At 42.3% G+C, this 21,409-nt stretch carries 15 protein-coding genes; 8 read left to right on the forward strand and 7 right to left on the reverse strand.

From position 1 onward, the window contains the following. The first annotated feature begins 51 nt into the window (after positions 1-51). From D3P12_RS11135 to D3P12_RS11145, 3 genes are all read left to right on the forward strand, one after another. A complete protein-coding gene (locus D3P12_RS11135; RefSeq protein WP_118195511.1) occupies positions 52-627 on the forward strand; it encodes a Crp/Fnr family transcriptional regulator in 576 nt (191 codons plus the stop codon). A 189-nt stretch (positions 628-816) separates the two neighbouring features. After that, a complete protein-coding gene (locus D3P12_RS11140) occupies positions 817-1,293 on the forward strand; it encodes a MauE/DoxX family redox-associated membrane protein (RefSeq protein WP_118195513.1) in 477 nt (158 codons plus the stop codon). Positions 1,294-1,356: 63 nt separating this feature from the next. Continuing rightward, complete coding sequence (locus D3P12_RS11145; protein ID WP_118195515.1) at positions 1,357-1,656, forward strand: hypothetical protein; 300 nt, start codon at positions 1,357-1,359, stop codon at positions 1,654-1,656. Between the two features lie 68 nt (positions 1,657-1,724). Here the strand turns inward: D3P12_RS11145 and D3P12_RS11150 are convergent, their stop codons facing one another. The 4 genes from D3P12_RS11150 to D3P12_RS15365 form a co-directional block, all read right to left on the reverse strand. Next, positions 1,725-3,086, reverse strand: coding sequence for a RagB/SusD family nutrient uptake outer membrane protein (locus tag D3P12_RS11150; RefSeq protein WP_118195517.1), 1,362 nt, complete (start codon positions 3,084-3,086; stop codon positions 1,725-1,727). 10 nt (positions 3,087-3,096) lie between these two features. Continuing rightward, positions 3,097-6,282, reverse strand: coding sequence for a SusC/RagA family TonB-linked outer membrane protein (locus D3P12_RS11155; RefSeq protein WP_118195519.1), 3,186 nt, complete (start codon positions 6,280-6,282; stop codon positions 3,097-3,099). Position 6,283: 1 nt separating this feature from the next. Next, on the reverse strand, positions 6,284-7,684 hold the full coding sequence (locus D3P12_RS11160; RefSeq protein WP_118195520.1) for a TlpA disulfide reductase family protein: 1,401 nt from the start codon (positions 7,682-7,684) through the stop codon (positions 6,284-6,286). 221 nt (positions 7,685-7,905) lie between these two features. Continuing rightward, positions 7,906-8,049, reverse strand: coding sequence for a hypothetical protein (locus D3P12_RS15365; protein WP_157970325.1), 144 nt, complete (start codon positions 8,047-8,049; stop codon positions 7,906-7,908). Between the two features lie 336 nt (positions 8,050-8,385). Between D3P12_RS15365 and D3P12_RS11165 the strand changes: the two genes are divergently transcribed. The 4 genes from D3P12_RS11165 (at position 8,386) to D3P12_RS11180 (ending at position 17,946) form a co-directional block, all read left to right on the forward strand. Continuing rightward, positions 8,386-15,648 carry a LamG-like jellyroll fold domain-containing protein gene (locus D3P12_RS11165; protein WP_118195522.1) on the forward strand — a complete coding sequence of 2,421 codons (7,263 nt, stop codon included), beginning with the start codon at positions 8,386-8,388 and terminating at the stop codon, positions 15,646-15,648. A gap of 79 nt (positions 15,649-15,727) precedes the next feature. Further along, positions 15,728-16,177: a helix-turn-helix domain-containing protein gene (locus tag D3P12_RS11170; protein WP_118195524.1), complete on the forward strand. Its 450-nt coding sequence runs from the start codon at positions 15,728-15,730 to the stop codon at positions 16,175-16,177. Positions 16,178-16,485: 308 nt separating this feature from the next. After that, complete coding sequence (locus D3P12_RS11175; protein ID WP_118195525.1) at positions 16,486-17,589, forward strand: acyloxyacyl hydrolase; 1,104 nt, start codon at positions 16,486-16,488, stop codon at positions 17,587-17,589. Between the two features lie 90 nt (positions 17,590-17,679). Continuing rightward, positions 17,680-17,946: a transposase gene (locus tag D3P12_RS11180; RefSeq protein WP_118195527.1), complete on the forward strand. Its 267-nt coding sequence runs from the start codon at positions 17,680-17,682 to the stop codon at positions 17,944-17,946. Here D3P12_RS11180 and D3P12_RS11185 read toward each other — a convergent pair. Next, positions 17,943-18,347, reverse strand: a complete 405-nt coding sequence (locus D3P12_RS11185) for a hypothetical protein (RefSeq protein ID WP_157970326.1) — start codon at positions 18,345-18,347, stop codon at positions 17,943-17,945. The genes D3P12_RS11180 and D3P12_RS11185 overlap by 4 nt on opposite strands. A gap of 304 nt (positions 18,348-18,651) precedes the next feature. Between D3P12_RS11185 and D3P12_RS11190 the strand changes: the two genes are divergently transcribed. Continuing rightward, positions 18,652-19,392, forward strand: coding sequence for a 2'-5' RNA ligase family protein (locus D3P12_RS11190; RefSeq protein WP_118195531.1), 741 nt, complete (start codon positions 18,652-18,654; stop codon positions 19,390-19,392). Here the strand turns inward: D3P12_RS11190 and D3P12_RS15685 are convergent. After that, positions 19,362-20,438, reverse strand: coding sequence for a glycosyltransferase (locus D3P12_RS15685; protein ID WP_118195533.1), 1,077 nt, complete (start codon positions 20,436-20,438; stop codon positions 19,362-19,364). The genes D3P12_RS11190 and D3P12_RS15685 overlap by 31 nt on opposite strands. 18 nt (positions 20,439-20,456) lie before the next feature. After that, positions 20,457-21,398 carry an MraY family glycosyltransferase gene (locus D3P12_RS11200; protein ID WP_118195535.1) on the reverse strand — a complete coding sequence of 314 codons (942 nt, stop codon included), beginning with the start codon at positions 21,396-21,398 and terminating at the stop codon, positions 20,457-20,459. Between the last annotated feature and the right edge of the window lie 11 nt (positions 21,399-21,409).

The following is a 21,409-nucleotide window of genomic DNA, read 5'->3' on the forward strand; positions in this document are numbered from 1 at the left end:
TCGAAATTTTATAATTATACTACTGGTTACACTAAAACTTAGAGGTAAAGTATGCAACGATTTTTATCATTTTTGCAGTCAAAAGCTGTTTTAGATGGTAAGTTTATTGAAATGATTACAAGTTCTGTAGAAGAGTTAACGTTATATAAACTGGACTACCTCTACACTGAAAACCAATCTATTAACACCATTTATTTTTTGTTGGACGGATTTGTGTCCGGTTCCGAAAGAGTCGAAGGTCGTGATATCCTGACAAACTTCTGGGAGCCCATGACCTTTATCATACCCGACAGCATCGCCCGGAAAACCTACTTCGAGAGCACTGTCAAAATACAATTACAGGAAGATAGCAACTTCATTAAAATCAAAACACGCGACATCCTGGAGTCCCTCCAATACCCGACGGGGCAGTACCTTTACAATTTCTTTATCAATGCCGAATTGCGGAGAAGGCACCTCCAGACCCGTTTTCTGCGTCTATGCACCGTGAAAGAACGGATTAGGTACCTGAGCGACCATCACCAAGTCGTTTTTAGGTATCTTAGTCACGAACAACTCGCTTCGTTTGTTGGTACCAGCCGGCCGAACCTAACCAACCTGCTTTCCGAAATAACTCGGGGCGGGTAAGACAGCAATAGTCAGAAATTCATGAAGCTTTGTTACAATGATGTTTGTTTCAAACAATTTTATGTTTGAAACAAACAAAAATTCGTTCGAAATAAACCCAAAATGGTTTGTTTCGAACCTTTTCTGCCGTTTTTCTTCCCGAGCTTTATGGTATCCATTATTGAACCGTTGACCAGATGAACAGGAATTATGAAATGGGCAGAAAACATATCGTGGGCAGTTAGCTTTCTCTTGATCCTTCTTTGGGTATATACTGCCTTGAGCAAGGTGGCAGATGTAGAGATGTTCGCATCACAGCTGAGCCGACAACCCGAACCCGTCAGCACCTTGGCACCAATACTGGTTTGGGTACTGCCCTTGGTAGAATTGGTGGCGGCAACCATGCTGATGTTCGCGCAAACGCGGAAAAGCGGCCTTCTCCTCTCCTTCTTCCTGATGCTGGGATTTACAGTTTATGTAGCGCTGGCCGTTATAGGTTTCTGGGAAGACATACCCTGCAGTTGTGGCGGTGTACTTAATCAGCTCAGTTGGCGAGATCATTTATGGTTCAATCTATTCTTTCTCATGATCGCTGCACTTGGTTTAGCAGCAGAAAGACATTTAAGAAGATCAAAACATCAAGGGGGCAACCTGCAGCAGGCCGCCCCTGCGGGCGGACCGGCCTAAAGGTCAGATAAGAAAACATTGATACTAAAACAGTATCGAATTTACACATTTTAATTCATTAACATGAAAAAGATCAAAATTAATCTACTGGCAATCATCGGAATGATGGTTGCAGTAGGAACGGTTGCCTTTACGGCACCGAAGGAAAACCTCGAATTGGTATGGTTCGATGTATCAAATGGCATAATCCAGGTCGACGTTGAGATTGAAGAAGGCCCTGGTGGGGACTGCATTCAATCGCCAGCTGCTGAGACATGCATGGCTGCATTCGATAGTGCTGATTTAGATACTAACGGACATGCCCCTACATCGGACTTAAACAGTCCGCTTGTGAAAGACCGGGCTTATACTGATCCAGAATAACCCCACACCCGGTTGCCCTTGAACATTCAGGGCAACTGGGTTATGTAATGCAATGGGTTTAGGCTATATCACCGCGGGTTCTGTCTTATTCCAGAAAGTTCAATAACAATATCCGGGATCGGCAACACATAGCGCTCGCTGTTGGGTTCCAGCATAAAAGTTTGATCACCCATTTGACGGGTCAACGTAATTGCATGATCATGATGTTTGTTTAACCTCCGTAAATCTGACCATCTGATGCCTCTAAACGGAAGTTCCTTACGGCGTTCACGAAGAATAATGTCCAATAGCCTATTTCGTTCTGTTTCATTTATCCCCTCCCAACCTTCAGGGTAGCGATTTTTCAGCAGCGTATTCAGGGAAGCGTTTGCTTCTTCCATTTTCCCTGTCCTTACTGCACATTCGGCTTTGATTAAATACAGTTCATTCGTTGAAAGGCCGGCAAATAAAAAGCGGTCACCGTTATACGACCCCTTGAAAGTAGGTGAACCGTTATTCCCCATTGTAAAGAAAATATGCTTCCTTAAATCATTTTCCTCATATAGGCCATATAATGAAGGGTCGACCTGCAGGTTCCGTGGGTGCAAAATGGTCGATGAAACCATAGCTGTATGGAAGATAACCTCCCTATTGAATCGGATAAACGGGAACTCTTCGTTGGCGTCCATGATATTGAGATCCAACAGCTCATTATCTATCGTCAATGCTGAATCTGCATACAAATAGGCATTATCGAAGTCGTCCATAACCAAGAGGGTTCTTGCCATTAGCGCATAGGCTGCTTGTTGAGATGGCCGCGTCTTTGTTTCTGATTTAGCAGATAATAGTTCCAATGCGTTTTTTAGATCACCTACGATCTGCATGTATGTAATGGCCACGGAACTACGGCGAGGTTGTATATTAATGTCAGATTCAAGCTTTAGGGGCAGCCCCAAATCGACATCCGATGTTCGAGCGTCGTAGGTCTTACAGAACAACTGTGCCAACTGGTAATAAGCCCATGCCCTGCAAAAATAGGCGCTCCCTTGCAGTTCATCGTATTCAATTGCATTCATAGACGTCCTTTCTATCTTATCCAGGGTCTCCAGTACTAGATTGGTGTTGTAGATCTGCTGGTAGGGATATTTCCAGTCCATGATATTGATATCGCTCTCATAGATGTCCTCGTTCCAGACGTATGCATTTTTTTCGGGTAAGACCACGAGCGACTGCCAGGTTTCTGGCTCGACGAAGAAATTGTCAGAACCTATAACCGAAAGGGTGCTGTGGGAACCGTTCATTAATACCGAGTTGTCAAGCAGGCCCCGGAGATCCTTCAGCGTCTGGGGTACGACGAGTGACTTATCGGGTTTCACATCCAGATAATCAGAGCAAGATGCTAAAGCCCACAACAAAGTGACAAAAATAAATCTATACATATAGTTTCTCATAATTTAGTATTTAGAAGTCGATCCTTAGTCCCAAGGATAGGGTCGCTCGCGGTCTCACCGTCATATATGGATATTCAGGATCAATACCTGACTTAGTCGATTTCCATATAATGCCCAAATTTTGTGCGTGAGCATATACGTTCAGGTTCTTAAAAGGTAAACCTTTATGTCCATTTCTCAACATCGTATAGCCTAACCGAATATCCCTGAAACGGACATGGTCGCCTTTTTCCACCAACACTTCGGAGCGCTCATATACCAGGTCCCTATTGCTCACAATATTTTGGGGAAGTGACGGAACATCCGTGCGCTGCTCATCTCCGGGCTTTTGCCAGCGATCGTAAAAATCACGATGGCCATCCCAGTTTTGGAAGAGGTTGTTGTAATTGATGCTGTTTTTCCTGAAAAAATAACCCGCCTTCCACATTATATTCATAGACAGGTCGAAAGCTCCGTACCGGAAGCTGTTCATGACCGAGCCTGTGTATTTTGGTATTTGAGAACCGTGGTACACGAGATCATCGACCGTTAGATCTCTGACATAAGCTGAGTAGTCGTCAGAAATAACGCCATCCACCAAGACCTGAGGGTCACCTGTTTCTGGATCGAGCCCATGCCAGGGATAACTGTAAAGACCAAACGCAGGGTAACCCAATCGCGGAACTGGCTCAACATATGTCGACAAATAGGAGGCCACGGCCGTCCCTTCGAATTTATAATCCGTTACCTTGTCCGTATTGTAATTGAATATCGCGGTGATATCCCATTGCAACCTGCCAATCTGGTTTTTACTGTTCAAAGTTGCTTCAAAGCCCTTTGCTTTAAGATCTGCATAGTTTATACGATATGAATATCCTGTCCCGAGAAAATATCCAGAAGTGGGATCCAATGGTATGTTGCCCAACAAATCAGTTGAGTGCTTACTATAATACTCCAGGCTCCCCGACAGCCTTCCGTTCTTTGTTGCGAAGTCGGCACCCAGATTAAACGTCCGCACTTTTTCCCATCGCAGCTGCGGATTGCCAGCCGTGCTGATCGAAACATAGTCCAGTCCCGTCACATGGTCTGTCAGGTAATAGCCAGTTGGGAACGCCGTTGTTGACCGGTCTATGTTTCCACTGTACCCGAATGTAGCCCTTAGTTTTAGATAGGTAATGGTTTCATTGTTATAGAATCCCTCGTTGTCTACCAACCAAGCCGCTCCCGTTGACCATAAAGGCACCCGTTGTTGGTTTGTCTTTACCCCAAAAAGGTTCGAGCCGTCGGACCGTGCGCTGGCGGAGATCAAATAACGGTCATCGTAGGAATAGGAAGCATTTGAAAAATACGAAATATACCGGTCCGTCAATTCCCTGAAGCTATTGCCCTGTGATGGGATGTTCGCCCTTCCGGTAGGCAGCGTATAAAATCTCGTACTATAATCAATCCGGTTCTGAAACGTGTATATTTCCTCATCAAAACCATAAACCCCTTGTGCGTTTGCCGTAGTTTTGACCTCTCGTACCTCGGCACCTGCGAGTGCCTTTACAACATGCTTGTCATCAAACCGCCGGTCAAAGTCGATTTGCGCCCTACCTATATAGGCTCTGACCCTATCCTTGTTTTCAGTCAGAATACTACCCCTTGGCACCGCATGGCTACCATCCGCCTGGGTAAACCGGTTGATCAGGTTCCTTGTGTAATAGCTCTCTTCTGTCCGCAAGTTCCGTAGTTCCCGGTTTGAGTTCCTGTACTGAAACTTCATTGCGAATGTCAATCCCGCGGGCAATTTATAATCTATCCCCAGGTTGACCCTCGTCTCCATATTTTTATCATATTTTTCTTTCAGGCCGATTTCGCTCAAGGGGTAGAACCCCCAGTTAAGCAAGCCGTTGTCTTCAGCCTCTTGGACGTATGTCATCCGGTAATCGGTAGGTATAGGCAACGGGTTCCTCTCTTCATCGGCCAATTGGGCGTATGGATAAAGCCCCTGCGTTCTCAGCTCCCTTAAACTTATCCCGTTATTTTGCCTGTTGGTATGCACAAAGTTGACCCCAAGGTGTAGCGAAAGGTTCTCAAGTGGTTTTATCGACGTGTTGCTCGTGAGCGTTGTCCTGGAAGATTCATCGCTGACGATGTTATATTTACTTCTGTCATCCCCCGCTGAAATATAATAAGCATAAGAGTCCGAACCACCGCTGATGCTGAGTGAATTTCTGAACGAACCCGCATTCCTATACAGGTGCTCTTCGGCTTCCCGTCTAATATCGTATTTACTGTAGTAATTTACTAAGTTGTCAATGCTTGGGTCGTCTCTGAACAATGCTTCCACAATAGGTGAAAGTGGCGTCCGGACATCCTCCTGATAAAAGCCCTGATCGAACAGCATCCTCTCGACTTCAATAAAATCCCCTGCAGCCAGGTAACCCCCATTGTAAAAGAGGTCCGGTCTGGGTGTTGCCGAAAAGTTACTGCTCAAACTTATCCTGGATTTCGACCCTAATGCTTTTTTTGTCGATATGACGATCACACCATTACCTGCCCTTGCCCCCCAGATCGATGCAGCGGCTGCATCCTTAAGGACCGTTACACTTTCCACATCCTCAGGGTTGATGTTATTGATATCTCCCTCATATGGAAAATTATCGACTACGATCAAAGGGCTCAGGTTCGCATTGATGGTACTGACACCCCTCACCAGTGGCACAGGCGCAACCAACCCGTTCTCCGAAGCGTTCCTCTTATCAAAATTCAATGAGCTTGCAACGCCTTCCAACCTGTCCATAATATTGGAGCTCACACCCCTGGATAACAGCTTCTTATCGACAAATTCAAAAGCTCCCGTTGCCCGCTCTCTGGGTAGCTGCTGATATCCGGTAGACACCTCGACCGCCCTCAATTCACGGCCTTCTTCCTGGAGAAAAATTGTAAGGTATTGAAGTTCTCCATGCCCTAGTCCCATTTCATATGTTACAAATCCCAGATGGCTCACCAAAAGAGTATCGGGCAATCGTTTTACTGGAATCGAGAACCTTCCGCCCTCACCGGACGAAAAGCTGACCTCGCCCTTCTTTAGAAATATATTGGCTCCGACAATGGGCTCTCCTATCAGGTTCTTAACTTCCCCACGTAGGATCTGTTGACCCAGCGCACCGATAGAATGGAATGTCATCCATGCGGTGAAGAGCACTGCGCTTATAAGTTTGCTTTTTCTCATACTAATTTTTGTCCTTTCTTGATATCACCAACACCTCAATCTCGATTTCCTGTTCCATGATCGTTATGCCACGACTGTTCAGTACATTGATCGTCTCCTTAAGCTTATTCGGGTTCATTACGATTTTCAGGTTCATTTTTCCCTGATATCTGCTTTTGTCGATGAACGGCTTCTCTTCCTTGTAATACGTAGCAACTAGCGACTTGACTAAATGATCAAATGGCTGGTTTATGAAGGTGAGTGTGTCCCCATCCTTTGTGAACCGGGGTTTTATTCGCTGGTCGGAGAAAGTTGGATTGTCTTTATCGACGCGGTGGATCACCAAGCTCCTGACCTTTCGCTTTTCTATACTAGCCTCCACTTCAAATTTAGAGTTCAGTAGCCGCGCCAGATCAGTCTTGAATATTTCCATTACAAGTTGGGGATCCGTCCTTTTGGGCATTTCAAGTGTATAACTGTAGGTGTTCTTTCCTAACCAATCCATTGCTTTTTGCTTCCCTGCGCTCGACGGATTTGTAATTGAGGAATCAGCTGCCATGCGGTCCTTTGTCTCTTTATCAATTTCCCAAATGATACGGTTGTTATCGGGATATGAACCGAGTCTATCTTCATAGACCAATCGGAGCATCCCCAATAAATCAAGATTATAAATAGTTATCCCGTTATCCCTTCTACGGTACCCTCCGATCTGAGCATTGATCCTGTTTGTAAAAGACGATTGATAAACACGGTTTTCTTCCGTGACATCAATGGGCTTTGACTTATCAAAACCCACATCCTCTTCCTTTGCAACCATCTTAACCTGCTCCCCCTTTAGTATTGACAAAATATTCTCCCTACTCGCATATTCCGGCCCTGCAATGGCCATCACCTCCCCTCCTTTGATCCAAACCTGATGAGGGATACTCCGGTGCGGAAAGTACTCCTTCAAGTGAGTTTCATCGAAAGCTGTCGGCAAGCTCCATCCTTTATCCGCAAAAAACTTGGTAACTTTATCCTGAGCTTCATAACTGGTGGGGAATACCAATAGGTCACCTGCAAATTCCTGTTGCAGGGTATCGAGCTTGTGCAGTGACGATATGCACGGTGCGCACCACGTCGCCCAAAAATCAAGGATGATCAGTTTATCACGGAAGTCGCCGAGCGTCAGGTATTGCACCTGATCACTATGCGGACTTACAACTGGGAAGGCATAATCCCATAGTTCGTCCGGTATTTTGTCGCCTATCTTCAGAGGCGTAATAGAGTCTATTGTTGCGGAGTCTGTTTCAGAGCTAGCATCAACGGCAGGGATCGCTCCTCCCCCGCCAAGGCTCCCCGAAGGGTAAGCCGATGAAGGCTTACCCAAACAGAGAACTGATACTAAAACATAAAAACAGAACGGAAAGTATTTTCTTGTCATAAAAGTGCATTTATTGGTTTTAAGATGCACTTACCGTGGCCCGGGGAGAGCCACGTATAAGTGCGGCTGATTACACATGAAACTAGGTCTTTAAGGTCTATTTCCGTACAATAAATCATACCTGACATCTAAAAAATGATGGCATAAGGGTTCCCCGAAGGACGGAATTGACCTCTTTTATTTACGAACTAAAATGTGTTGATTTTGAAAATAACTGGACGCTATTCCGGTGCCTTGGCAACGACAATAAGTAGACATTGCATCTTCAGCGAAAAGACTTCTGATATTTCTACTTCTACAAAGAAATCAGTTTCAAATGTTTCTCTAAAAAGCGCAAAGAAATGAGTTGTGTATAGGTTTATCATGGCTCATTGGTTTGTCCAGCTACAAATATAGATTTGGATACGAAGAATATCGAATGATAAGGATGGTAAATCATCACATAAGCAATGTAAATCATTGCGAAGAATATCAAAGGTAGTCGAGGAAGGACACATAAATTAATCTCTAAAATTTTATATAAAACAACTAAAAAGCTCGATTAATTATGGATATCAACATATATATACTATATTTACCATACAGATAATCAACCACTTATAACCTACTATTCTTAATTAAGACCGGGGCTATTTGAAGTTGATGACTTTCGAATACTACTCTATACACCATTATTACCTTACTAAATTATAACCATTATTATGAAAATCAGAAACGAAGAACGACAGTTTACACAAGTTAAAACATTGACACATCAAGGCTATACTTTTATATTTGCCACTGCACCCGCAGAGATTAACGGAATTACATTTGATGAGGTTTATTGGTGTACACTCAATCCAACGCTTGGAACAAAAAGTGACGAATCGGGCGATGAGACGGATCGAATATTGGATAATGATCAACTATTGGATGATTATTGGACTGCACTTACACCTCTAAATTGCGCCACGGAAACACGTGTGATCGGAATGAATCTTTTGTCCCAGGAAATACCCGGAGAAGATGATAAGCGTCGCCCCCTCACTTCAGTATCTTTGACACAAGCGAACCCTTTTGTAGTCGTATCCGATGGTGATTATGTCTATGTTTTTCGTACCACTTCGCTGGACACGGGTTATCAAGCCACATCTGGAGATAAGTTTCCAGTAGGGTTATTAGTTGACCGTTTTATTTTCCAGCGGGAGAATGTAACTCTATCGCACGCCACAGAAACCCGGTACATACGGAGTGAAAACGCGGATGTACCTGCGTCTGATAAAGACAGTTTAGGGGGTCAAACTATGGATGGTGAACTATTTATTGAACCTACTTTTCTTCTACCTCTTGATTTAGAACTAGCACCGGATGATGAGTTTTCAGTCGTACGGGTACCAGTTGATACAAACGCTGCAGTTTGGCATATTTTTGCTGCCAGCGGAAACAACATACTATCTTTTTCTATTCCCAGCACACTTCTGTTGCCGTTTGATGTTTCGTCCTTAAATGGATTTAACATCTTCTCGAATAAGAACAAATTAAGTTACCCATTAATTACACCATCCGCAAAGTACCAACCGACCTACAATGATCAACAATTGACGGTAACCAATATTTCATCGACCGTGTATTACCAGCAGGAACCGGCTCAAAACAAAGACGGCGATAATTTGAGTATGATGACCAATGCAAAAGTATTTTTAACATTATCTGGGAATAGCACAAACCTGTTGGTTGTCGACCTTGAATTAGGGATCAATGGGCGACTTGCAGGTTCCTCACCGACCGAATGGATGGATCCTAGTGCTGAACCTAATATACTCCAACTATCTGACGCACCGTTTTTTGGTACAGCACTTGAATTAAATGGAAGGAGCGATTATATTTCGTTACCCAATACGGATGCCAGGGGAAATACCTTTGAAATATGGATCAAGCCTTATGCTGATCCAAAAGAGTATCAAAGCATCATAGAATTGCAGTTTGGCGACAATAAAAGTTGCGGTTTGTGTTTAACCGATGATCTACGTTTGGGCTTGTTCTCACTAGATAATACATCGAATAACGGGATGTACAAATCCATGATGGATAGACTTCCACCCCTACCATCTCATGTCTGGGCTCATTTGACCTTTTCTTTTAATCTTACTGCAGATGATCTAAATCTACGAGGATATTTAAACGGCTACCTCGTAGGTAGCTTTGTGATTTCCGCACCCACCAATAGACCTACACAAGTCACGGTTGGTGGTAGTTTGTCTACAAAAGCTTATTACTTTAAGGGTGCAATTAGCGAGATCCGCACATGGAATTTAGAACCCTATGATCAAAATCTTTTCGCTTATAGAAGTATCGATGTCCTAAATCCGCCCGAAGGCGTGAACGTCCAACATAAAGACAAAATTGTAGCTGTCTTCCCCCTAAATGAAGGTAAGGGCAATGAACTATTCAATCAGATCACAGGAGGCTCTTCCGCAACTTGTTACGGCGGAAGCTGGGTTAGTGCCGCCTCTCCTAGCCGAATTAGTATGCCTCTAGCGTGTAAACGGGACAAAGGTCTCCTAGCGGTTCGTGGAACTGTGTTACCCGGGGTTCAAACTCAGGGTGCAGCTGACTTACTCGCCAGTGCAGATGGATTAATAAGAATGTCTTATTGCAGAAAAGATACTCATTGGGGCTCTCTTCATTACAGTACACGCACGCAACGTGCTCAGCTAATTTTATCATGGCAGTCAGATTCAGAAAAAGAGCTTGCTGCGAAGCTTAGGTTTATGGCACTGATTTCGGGCACAACATTTAATTTATGCTCCATCACTATCAGCGACGACAAGAATCATAAAGGTATGATATCCATTACCATGAGCGAAGATACAACAAGTACTAAAAAAGGATTACTCGAACAGTGGACCAACCTACCAAGAAAGGTTTCGTCGATTATAGACATCATCAATGGCCGCATACCCGATTCTATCGAACAACCGGATGCACCACGAAATTATAATTACAAAGAAAACTTGATCAGACTACTAAATGGTACACCATTCCCAGAAGAAGAATTACCTGACCGTCCGTTCCCACACGCTTCTCTTTTATTCGCCGTCTCGGCAATCTATCAATTGGATGAAGATCGCGATCAATCCCTACCGAATGAAATAACAGCGAATACATTACAATTCACTTGGCTCGCATGCTCCGATCCCCGCTGGTTGTTAGACCCTATTCCTGCAGCAGTACATCAACCTTTATTCAAATTAAGCGATGATCCAAAAGAAAAATTACAGATTGACGGAGATATAACCTTAGAGGCGTGGGCTCGTGTTCAACCGGATATAAACGGCACAATTTTATCCCAGGGAGATGGAAATTCACCCTATTTATTCGGTCTCATCAATGGCCGTTTGTATGCAAGTAAAAATAAGGGTGACCAACAGGTATGGGCGCAAAGTGTGGATGCAGTAGTAACGAAGTCAACTGGATCGTGGACTCATTTAGCCGCTTCTTATCATGCAAGTTGGGGACTACACCTACATGATGAAAGCTACATAAAATGCGGGAAGTTGCAAATCGAACCCAGAGAAGCGATAACGGTTGAAGCGTGGGTATGTCCTGATGAAGAAAGCATAAATTCAGGTGTTACCATTCCGATCCTGTCGCAATGGTCAGAAGAAGATGAAAACAGAAAATTCAAATTGGCTATTGACCCAAAAGGCATCCCCACTTTCCAAGCTTATGACGGGAAAAGGAAACACTACACTTCGACGTCAGACATCTTGCCATTAAATCCCGGGCAGTGGACTCATATTAGCGGTGTTTATCGGGCTGATGGGACGCGAAATATCTTATACTTTCCAAGTAACAAAAACTCGTATGCTGCAGTACTCGAGAACGATGGCATATCAAGGACAATGACCATTGAAATGTGGATCCGTCCAGAGCTAAAAACCACGGACCGATCAACACTTATCTCTTGCGTTAGAAATGAGAAAGACAAATCTAATTCTTTTTTAGAAGTGGCGATAGGAACAGACGGGAAACTCAAATTATACTATTATTCAAAAAATAAAAAATTAGAAGAAATTTCCACTGGCCTGACTATTATCAATAAAAACGATGAAAACGCTTTAGTTGATCATCACGTAGCAATCGTATTTGATTGGAAAGCAAAAATCATAACCATCTATTTAGACGGCATTCCACATGTACTACCCGCACTTTCCATAGATCCGAACTTCGATACCACGAAAGACGCCCCTCTCTTTGGATGGCTGATAGGCAGTGCGGCCAAGAATATAGCTGACGATGAAGTCACGGAAACACAAAAGCATTATGTCGGAGGCATGTGGGACGTCCGAATGTGGACCACCTGCCGTAGCGAGCAGCAAATCATTGATCATATGAACTTCCCTGTTTCCACAGTCGAATCAGGTCTACTCGGGTATTGGAAAATGAACAATACCCCTGTCAACACAAGTACAAGTTCCGACAACGATGATTCTGATAGCACCACACAGCAAATGAACTTTAAAGTTCAACCACGCATTACCAATGCCGTTAACTCGGTTAGTGCAGAGGTTGCAGGCAGTGCATATTATACCGCAGTCAAAGTTAAACCTAAAGTGGAATTATATGTAAATGGTCAACTTACAGTATCGAACACCTTTAGCGAATATAAAAAACCTGAAAAACTATTGACCAGTGAAGCCGCGCTACTGATCGGTAAAAAGGATACGAACGACTCCCCCATTCTTTCCGCGATTGTAGACGATATTCGAATTTGGAATACTGCCAGATTACCAGCTCAAATTGACTACTATCAGAAATCTCCGGTTAACAGTCCGACTGAGCGTGCAGATCTCGCCGCATACTGGAATTTTGATCAGGGAGAAGGTCTCCAGGTTCCAGATGAAACAGGCGGCAATCCCGGTAAAATTGTCGGGATACGCAACATTAATGACTCCGATATGGATGTCCCTTATTGGGTGCCTACTCCCATTACCTCCTATTGGACATTATATGTAAACGGCCAAAAAGCTCCAATGGACACCATGGCACCGAAGATGGAAATCTCCTCGCAAGAAGCCTGGTTAGGTTCTTCAGATGGCATTAACGCATTTAATGGTTATCTCAATGAAGTTCGATTATGGGATATCCAAAGAGATCATCGTGCCATCCAACTAAGCCTCAATCAACGCTTAATGAATGATGAAAATGGCCTTATCGCTTACTGGCCGTGCAATGACAATCAGGGTTCAGGAATAAATCTTGATATTGCCCTATCGGATCGAACCAACAACCCATGCGATGCACATTATGTAGAAAACAATCCTTCTCAACAGATTTGGCCTTCAACCAATGATAACAACTCGAATCTGCCATATCCCGTTCCCGTCTCAGACGATGCACAATATGCCATAAACTTCAGCAATGGAATTCAAACCCCCGCAACCGATGAAGTTATCCTGAGCTCGCCACCGGCGGTTGTTGAATTAGACGCAGCATCAGGAACGGTTCGTGTCGGTATTTGCTCAGATCCATTTTCTATACTTTTAAATACCACAAAGGAACCAGATGCGACTGAGTTGGTATATCTAGGTCAAATCCAAACCGGTGCCCGCATTGTCGGCTATATTGAAGGAGCGCCACCCTTGCCTAGTGAAAACATGGGGATAGAGCAGTCAAGTAATCCCGACAAATACTTAGGCGCATCTAGTGTCACCCTTGCGCAAGGAGACGAGGTGACATATAGCGGAATCAGCAAGTTTTCATGGGGAAGAGCCATGGATCTTGATTTTACAATCGGCGCCGGAGCAAAGGTGAAGGCGAAGGTTGAAAGCCCTGTTTCGGAAAGTGATACAGTCGAGGGACACGGGAAACATCTTGTTCATTTAAAAGCCGACGGCGATTACAATATCCGGGCTGTTAACACTGCTCAAGTTTTTGAGAACACAAATACCAAAAGCACACTTGTCATGGCGGGGGCATTTGAACAAAACCTATATAATATTGGAAATTTCACTAAAGATCAGCGCCAAGTGCAATCAAGAAGGATATATCGCCCTAATAATATGGGAGCTGCCATCGTCAAATCGATGGTCGCCGATTTTTATGCAATACGATCCAAACGTACTGGAGCCACCATCGGCTACCTCCCTATACCCGATCCAAAAATCCCGATGGATATGAATGTAATTATGTTTAAGATCAATCCTGTCTATATAAAAAACGGTTCACTCGATGGGTATATCGGTTTCGATAAGGATATCCACTACAAAAATTTGAGTCTGGCAGAAAAAGGCAGTTATTACAAAGTACAACAAGCTTATGCCACCAAAGACAAGATTAATAGAGAACAAGCTGAATACAATAATTACTTTGCAAGCTTAATGAACACTGCCCCTGACGTCCAGTTGTCAAAAAAAGACTGGCTCAACGAAATTGCCAACCGGAGCATGGTCAATACTTATGTTTGGACCGCAGACGGCGGTCTCGCGTCCTTAGAGGTCTCGGAAGGCTCGTCACGACGGGAAGCTCTAGGAATCGATTTTAATGTAAATGCGAAGTTGGGATATAAATATGAATCAGAAGCAACAGTCGGGTTTATGGCAATGAGCGGTGTAGCTGCTAGCCTTGATATACTTGGTGGGACGAAAATTCAGGGAATCCATACCTTCGCTTCTAGTGATAAGGCAACATTTGCTCTTGAATCCAAAGCCGATGGTGAGGGATTTCTTGGTAAATTATCTATTCCCGTGAATGGCGTTGACATTAAGGATAAAAACTGGGGTGAGAGAAATCCAATGAATGGAGATGCTAGCTATTTAGACCCTTCCTCAGACCCTCTAACACAATTACTAATAGAAAAAGGCTTGGTGACCAAAATACGGATTAGCTATTCACCGGATGTACATACAACACAATATACCATTAGCCCTACGGAGGAAGATGGAATGTGGATCCTAGAAGATCTAGCTGGCAAATTCGATGTAAAAGTGAATGAATCCACTGCAGATTTTACCCCTCGTGTGGAGGCTGGACAATACCCGTTTAACTTCCAAACGGCTCTTTGCCCTGGCAAAGTCTTAGGCTACCGTTTTATGAGTTACTATCTGGATCCCGATAAAGAAAATTTTAAGGCATTGGCAAAAGCAGATGATCCGAACAATCAGATAATTGACCGAGATTGGCTAGATAATCCGGATGACCCAAATGCTGTTGCATTAAAAGATGCCTTAACCCGGTCTAACGAACCCTGGCGCGTACTTCACCGTGTCACCTACGTAAACCGGGTTCCGCCAGAAAAACAAGATACGGAGGAAGCAAGCATCAAGCATACGGTCATCCCTAATCAAAAGAAGCGGCCTGATTCCATAAGCATAGCGAGAAATGACCTCGTAATCAGACTGCTCTTAGGTTACGATGATCGTCTTAATGAATGTCTCCCGAACATCAAACACAGTGGATATCCTGCGGATATAGCTATTATTGACGAGAATATAGCATTGTTAGTAGACTCATTACATCTGCCGAAGATTAAAAACACAAAATTGTTTAATCAACTGCATAACTACATGGTCAGCTATATCGCAACCGATGCAGAAATTTTCACTTTAACCCAACAAGCAGAAGACTGCAGTTCATCCAAAAATGTAAACCGCAACGACAATCATGCCGACACCGATGGAGGAAAAAATGTTGGTAATGTACAGCCAAATGGTGAATTGACCTATGATTATATCAACATTCCCAGAACAGGAAAGTACTTGATCGAGTTTAGAGTTTCCACAGATCGGGATAATATCAAAATTTCGCTACAAATTGACGCGGATGGTGAAAAATCTACATTAAACGTGCCGAACACCAAAAGTTGGAAAAATTATGAAACTATAGGACTTGAAACTGAAATCGAAAAAGGTCAGCATAGCTTTATTATTAGTACAACAACCGGTGGATGGAATCTTGACTGGTGGAGAATAACCGCAATGTAAAGAACACAATAAATTCATTATATTTACAGTCTAACAGCAAATTTATTAATAAGCATTTAACAAACATCTGAATAGAACTATGGATACTTTTTTTGATGAGAGAAAAACCAAACCGCATATAGGTTATAACCTACGTCGGATTCGTGAAATCATTGGCATGAAGCAAGACGTGTTAGGCATGAGCATCAAGAACCCAATTAAACAGCAGACTGTTTCTAAATGGGAAAATGCAGAAACTATTCCAGATGACCTATTAGAAGAATTTGCGGACGCATTGGGTGTAACGCCAGAGTTTATTAAAAACTTTAACGAGGAAAAAGCAATCTATAATATTCAGAATAATAGAGATCACTCGACAAATCATCAGAATTACCAACCGAATATTACTTATGAGCCTGTTGAGAAAGTTGTCGAGGTTTTCGAAAAGTTTATTGCAAATGACAAAGAAAGAAGCGACTTGATAGTTAATCTAAATAAAGCTGTGATTAGTCTGGCAGAAGAGGTAAAAAAGCTTAAAGCTGAGAAGTAATACCTGGCATAGTTTCGGTCCTAAACCTTTTAAAACTTTGGAGTACAATCGCTCCGAACCTGAACCTAAAAATCCCACTCGACAATGTCGAGTGGGATTTTTTTTATTAAAACAAACATCCTGAAAAAAGATGCTGTAGACGAATATAGCCCAAACAATTGATATAACAAATAAACTCTATCCCTTGCCTTCGTTTGATAGGTCATTTCACGAGCAAGGGGGAATGATGGCTCGTGTGCATAACGAAAGTTAATTTATTAACCGTATTTTTACCCGCTAGTTATAAATCATCACAACTGACGTTTGTAATGAAGCGTATTTCTGCTTTTTTGTTGATTCTGCTGTGCGCAAACTTTGTTTACGCTCAGGAACAAAGAAACAGTCTGGAGTTTAGCCCTGAGATCAGCTTAGCTACTTTTTCAGATGGTGGGGATAAACTGTCGGGAACGGTTTTAGGAGGTGAATTGATCTATCATATCAGTACTGAAGGCAGCAACCGTCCTTGGATCACCGGTTTGAATATCAGCAGCATTGACATTATTCTGAATTACAAAAACAACAACAAGCTGTCCATAAATAACGAGCCACCCGGAAAGTTTGGGGACTCCTTTGCATTGATGAGCGCGGTGAGCGTTCCTATTGTGAAAGGCCAAAATACCGGCCTCTATTTCTCTCCGCGGATCGGGCTAGCCTATGCCGGTCAAACCTGGTTCACCAACGAAAACCAATTTATTGCTGGTCACTTAAATTTCGCGCTGGGAGCGTCTTTAAAAATGAACAGCCGTATCTCTGATAATCTGGCACTATCGGCAGGTATCGACGTCTTCCATTATTCCAATGCAGCCTTACGGGTACCCAATAAAGGGATCAATAGTATCAATGCAGATTTGGGGTTAATCCATTATTTAAACCCTCGAAAAACGTCTCTTGAGAAGACAGATCATGCGCCTTACTTCGAATCAGGGTATAAGACCCATAGTTTTGACCTAGGTATTAATATCGGTCGGCGTGGTGTTTATAAAAGCAAGGACGGCTTAACAAAAACCGGGCTGTACGCTGGTTACAACTATCGCTTCAATCAGGTCTTTGGCTTAAGTTTTGGTGTAGACGCAGTTTACTACCATTCTATTTATGATGCAAACCGACACGCGGAAACCTATCAATTTTACGCGACGTCTTTCAAACGGTGGAGAGCAGGAATCGGCTTAGGCCCCGATCTATGGATGGGCCGACTGGGCTTTTCATTCAAATATGGGTATTACCTTTATTACGACAGCCTATTACCTGTCAATACCTACTGGACAGCGAATATAAAATATCAGTTAACTAACTGGGCAGCTATTCAAGCTAAAACTTACTTTCATCAAGCTCAGGCTGATTTTGTGGGGTTTGGGGTGGTGTTGACACGTTAGAAGTTATAAAACCCATCACTCCATGTAAGCTTCCCCGAAAAGAAGACTGTTAGGTAATAGAAAAATGATTTATAACTTTAACAGTGTATTATGAAAAGAAAACGATTCAAACCAGAGGAGATCAGCAAGGTCCTAAAAGAATTTGAAGGGGGCAAAAGCGTTCAGGAGCTGACGCGCGAATACGGCATCAGTCCGGCCTCTTTCTATAAATGGCTGCAACGTTACGGCGGGATGGAGGGCAGCGAGCTGAAACGGATGAAGCAACTGGAGGAGGAGAACCTCAAGCTGAAACGTATGTATACGGAGCTGGCCCTTGATCTGGAAGTAGCCAAGGAGGTTATCGCAAAAAAGCTCTAAAGCCCTGCCAGAAGAAACAGATCGCTCAGGAGATTGTGGGCTCGGGTAAAGGCATCAACCGATCGTGAACGGTTTCTTTTGGAAAAATTTGTATTAATGATGGAACGAACAATCGGCAAAAGATCCATAAGATGAGAAAGCCGGTGAAGATTGGGGTAGTAACCTAAAAAAGTAACTATCAAACCTAGACACGATTGTTCCAAAGCTTGGCTAAAAAGTGAAATACATATTTCATAATTAACAGACGTTTGTTCGGCAGTTGCCAAAAATGATGATGCACGTGAGTTTCGTATATTTACGTAACGTTTATCAGTCTTGAGAATCTGTATATCCACAGCATCGGGAAACTGTGATTTATCAACTACTTGCGATTGATCTGTTTGCAATAAGCTTTCTGACAAAGGTGTATAATACAATCTTGCACCGTATCGCTTTATATGAGAAAAAACCGGTCACCCAACTTTATTTTTCTTTAAAATGCCCTCACCAAGTGGATTAACAAAGTAACTGGCACCGTGCTGTGGCGTAAGGTATTGATCTTATCCTGGATATTAAGCACATAAGGGTCATTGAGATTGCTAATCACCAACAAGTAATAATGCTTATGGGTAATGTCCCCGCCCGAATGACCAAAGACACTCCCATCTTGGGGTGGTGTTGAGTAAGTGAGTTGATATCACTCGTATTTTCATTATTTTTGGGTGCATGGCAACAACAAAGATCAATGACGAATTAGAAACACTTTATCAGAGTTTTTATGACAACTCAATAAGCAGCATAAACGGTCGTAATCATTCAATTGATACATTTATAGACCGGCCTATAGACAATCGCAGAGGTTTATCTCTAATAATCTGGCCTGATAAAGAAGTTCAGAAAAACATAGAAAAGTTCAATGGAGAGCTACGGGAAATTGACTCATCACAATATTACCAACCGATTTCGGATCTACATGTGACCGTTCTGTCCATTATATCGTGTCAAGATGGATTTACGATTGATCAAAGAAATGTCGATAAGTATATCGAAGTTATATCAACAAGTCTTAAAGATATTCAAGATATACAAATTCGTTTCAAAGGAGTTACTACCACGAAGGAAGCAGTCATGATTCAAGGGTTTATACTCAACGATAATTTGCCAACTTTGAGAGATCGGCTTCGTGAAAATTTTAGAAGCTCTACTTTAATGCAAGATATCGATACTAGATACCTTACAAAAACCGCCCATATAACCTCAGTCCGTTTTCGGGATCGAATCAGAAATGCTGAAGAATTTGTAAAGACGATTGAAAAATATAAAGGTCTTGATTTTGGCATAACGAAAACAACCGATATTGACCTCATATATACCGATTGGTATTGCCGGAAATCGAAGATTAAGTGGTTGAATAGGTTTGCTTTGGACGAAAGGGGTTATAGCAGGGAAGAAAACCATACATTATAATCAAAATCGTCCATTTCTTCCATATCAAAATCCATATTCATAGCTTGTAAAATTCCTTCAACCAAAGAATTTACATTAGCTTTCTTTGCAATGTATCCGTTAGAGCCTGGATTAATAATTCCTTGAAAATCTACGCAGTCAGTTACTACACACGGCACTTTTAAACTCAATGCTTCAAGAACAACATTAGGAAATCCTTCCTTCAGTGAGGATAAAACAAAGACATCTGCGTGCTTCATATAAGGATACGGATTAGGAGTGTAACCCTCAAGGAAAATATTATCTTCAAGTTTCAAATCTTCTATCATTGCCTTAAGAAACTTATCATAGCCACTATCTTTAATTAGGTTTTCTCCTACGATATACAATCGAACCTCTTGACGATGTTTGTAAACAATTTCCCTCATTGCTTTAATCAAAAACTCAAAACCTTTAGTCGCCCATAAACTACCTACAGCAACTAATGTTGTGCCGTTATATGGCTTATAGGGGTTATATTTGTTTGCTAACTGAATTATTTGATCACGATTGACAATATTTTGAATAACATCAACTTTCCCTTTTGATATTGGATAATATTCTGAAATTTCATCATGCATTTCAGAGCTCTGGGCAATAATCTTATTAGCTGATTTGACTGAAAAGCTTTTACTATTTTTCGTTACCGGCAATCCCAACATTGAGGAGATAGTATAAGAAGGCATGGTGTTAAAACGAAGTACGCTAATAAATCTCCTGAAAGAAAATAATTTATAGATACCAACAACAAAATTGAGATCGATAAAAGAGGTGAAGGTTATATCTGGACGAACTAATCGGATTGTTTTTACGATGTAATAAAACTTCCAAAAGGGTGTGTGCGATCCGATTTCAATGACGTTAACGCTGTTATTCAGAAACTCCTTGAAATCGCTCTGCCCTTTTGAGCAGATTAACAATGTTAAATCGAATCGGCTAGTATCCAGCGAATTTAAGATGTTTAGCGTATTCTTCGCCTCCCCTCCTTTTCTGAACGAAGGTAAAAGAAATAAAATTTTTAATTTCATAGCGAAGACAACCTTACCCTACGGCAAAGACTTCATCAATCTAAACTTCAGCATATACACCGCTGCGAGCGGCAATGTACTAATCAAGAACACCGCCAACCAATGCATATTAGAACCAATAATAAAGCAAATAATCAGAGCTTGCACAATTGCGTAAATTGTTGACACTACTAAGTGAGGCACTTTTCTCTCATTGGCTAAAATTTGATAAAAATGAAGTCTATGAGCGTCGAAGATATTTTGACGTAATGCCAATCGGTGTATAATCGTAAAGATGGAATCAATACCATATACGGTCAGGAATAAAATATAGATAGGGTTCCCGGATTCCAATATCAAGCGTAGCATCAAGAACATAACCCAAAATGCCATAGTTACGCTACCTACATCACCAGCGAAACATTTGGCTTTCTTTCTGAAATTGAAAAAAAGGAATACCACACATGATATCATGGGTAACCAGATAAGGTCACGCTCAACAAAGTTAAACACATTAATATTGACGTATTGTAGACCGCCAAGCACAACCAGACTGTAGAGCCCTGTAATACCATTGATGCCGTCCATAAAGTTATAGGCATTAATAATCCCAATCACCAGGATATAAAGTGCGATAATACCCCACCATGGGATAATTGTAAACACCGGCAGGAACTGAAACATCATTGACACAGCCGCCAAATGAAATAGAATCCGAATTTTACTAGAAAGCGTAATACGGTCATCAAGGAAAGAGATAATTCCAATTACCGCTGCGCCAGCCACTGGTAGCAGATAACTCGGATACATGATCCCGGCAATGATAATCGAAACTAAAAAGATTATACCGCCTCCGCGAATAGTAATCGTAGAATGCGAACTACGCTCATTAGGTTTGTCAATGATATTAAACTTGTCCGCTATTTTGAAATAGACGAACATGAGGGCGAAAAGCGTAATTATTAAGAAAATATATGTCATTGAACAGTAGG

The organism is Pedobacter indicus (assembly GCF_003449035.1).
GTDB classification, from domain to species: Bacteria; Bacteroidota; Bacteroidia; order Sphingobacteriales; family Sphingobacteriaceae; genus Albibacterium; species Albibacterium indicum.

Coding starts and splice junctions, on each gene's coding strand:
- D3P12_RS15685 (WP_118195533.1), bottom strand. CDS start 20,438: ATGAAATTAAAAATTTTATTTCTTTTACCTTCGTTCAGAAAAGGAGGG.
- D3P12_RS11145 (WP_118195515.1), top strand. CDS start 1,357: ATGAAAAAGATCAAAATTAATCTACTGGCAATCATCGGAATGATGGTT.
- D3P12_RS11200 (WP_118195535.1), bottom strand. CDS start 21,398: ATGACATATATTTTCTTAATAATTACGCTTTTCGCCCTCATGTTCGTC.
- D3P12_RS11140 (WP_118195513.1), top strand. CDS start 817: ATGAAATGGGCAGAAAACATATCGTGGGCAGTTAGCTTTCTCTTGATC.
- D3P12_RS15365 (WP_157970325.1), bottom strand. CDS start 8,049: ATGATAAACCTATACACAACTCATTTCTTTGCGCTTTTTAGAGAAACA.
- D3P12_RS11180 (WP_118195527.1), top strand. CDS start 17,680: ATGAAAAGAAAACGATTCAAACCAGAGGAGATCAGCAAGGTCCTAAAA.
- D3P12_RS11150 (WP_118195517.1), bottom strand. CDS start 3,086: ATGAGAAACTATATGTATAGATTTATTTTTGTCACTTTGTTGTGGGCT.
- D3P12_RS11175 (WP_118195525.1), top strand. CDS start 16,486: ATGAAGCGTATTTCTGCTTTTTTGTTGATTCTGCTGTGCGCAAACTTT.
- D3P12_RS11160 (WP_118195520.1), bottom strand. CDS start 7,684: ATGACAAGAAAATACTTTCCGTTCTGTTTTTATGTTTTAGTATCAGTT.
- D3P12_RS11155 (WP_118195519.1), bottom strand. CDS start 6,282: ATGAGAAAAAGCAAACTTATAAGCGCAGTGCTCTTCACCGCATGGATG.
- D3P12_RS11170 (WP_118195524.1), top strand. CDS start 15,728: ATGGATACTTTTTTTGATGAGAGAAAAACCAAACCGCATATAGGTTAT.
- D3P12_RS11135 (WP_118195511.1), top strand. CDS start 52: ATGCAACGATTTTTATCATTTTTGCAGTCAAAAGCTGTTTTAGATGGT.
- D3P12_RS11165 (WP_118195522.1), top strand. CDS start 8,386: ATGAAAATCAGAAACGAAGAACGACAGTTTACACAAGTTAAAACATTG.
- D3P12_RS11190 (WP_118195531.1), top strand. CDS start 18,652: ATGGCAACAACAAAGATCAATGACGAATTAGAAACACTTTATCAGAGT.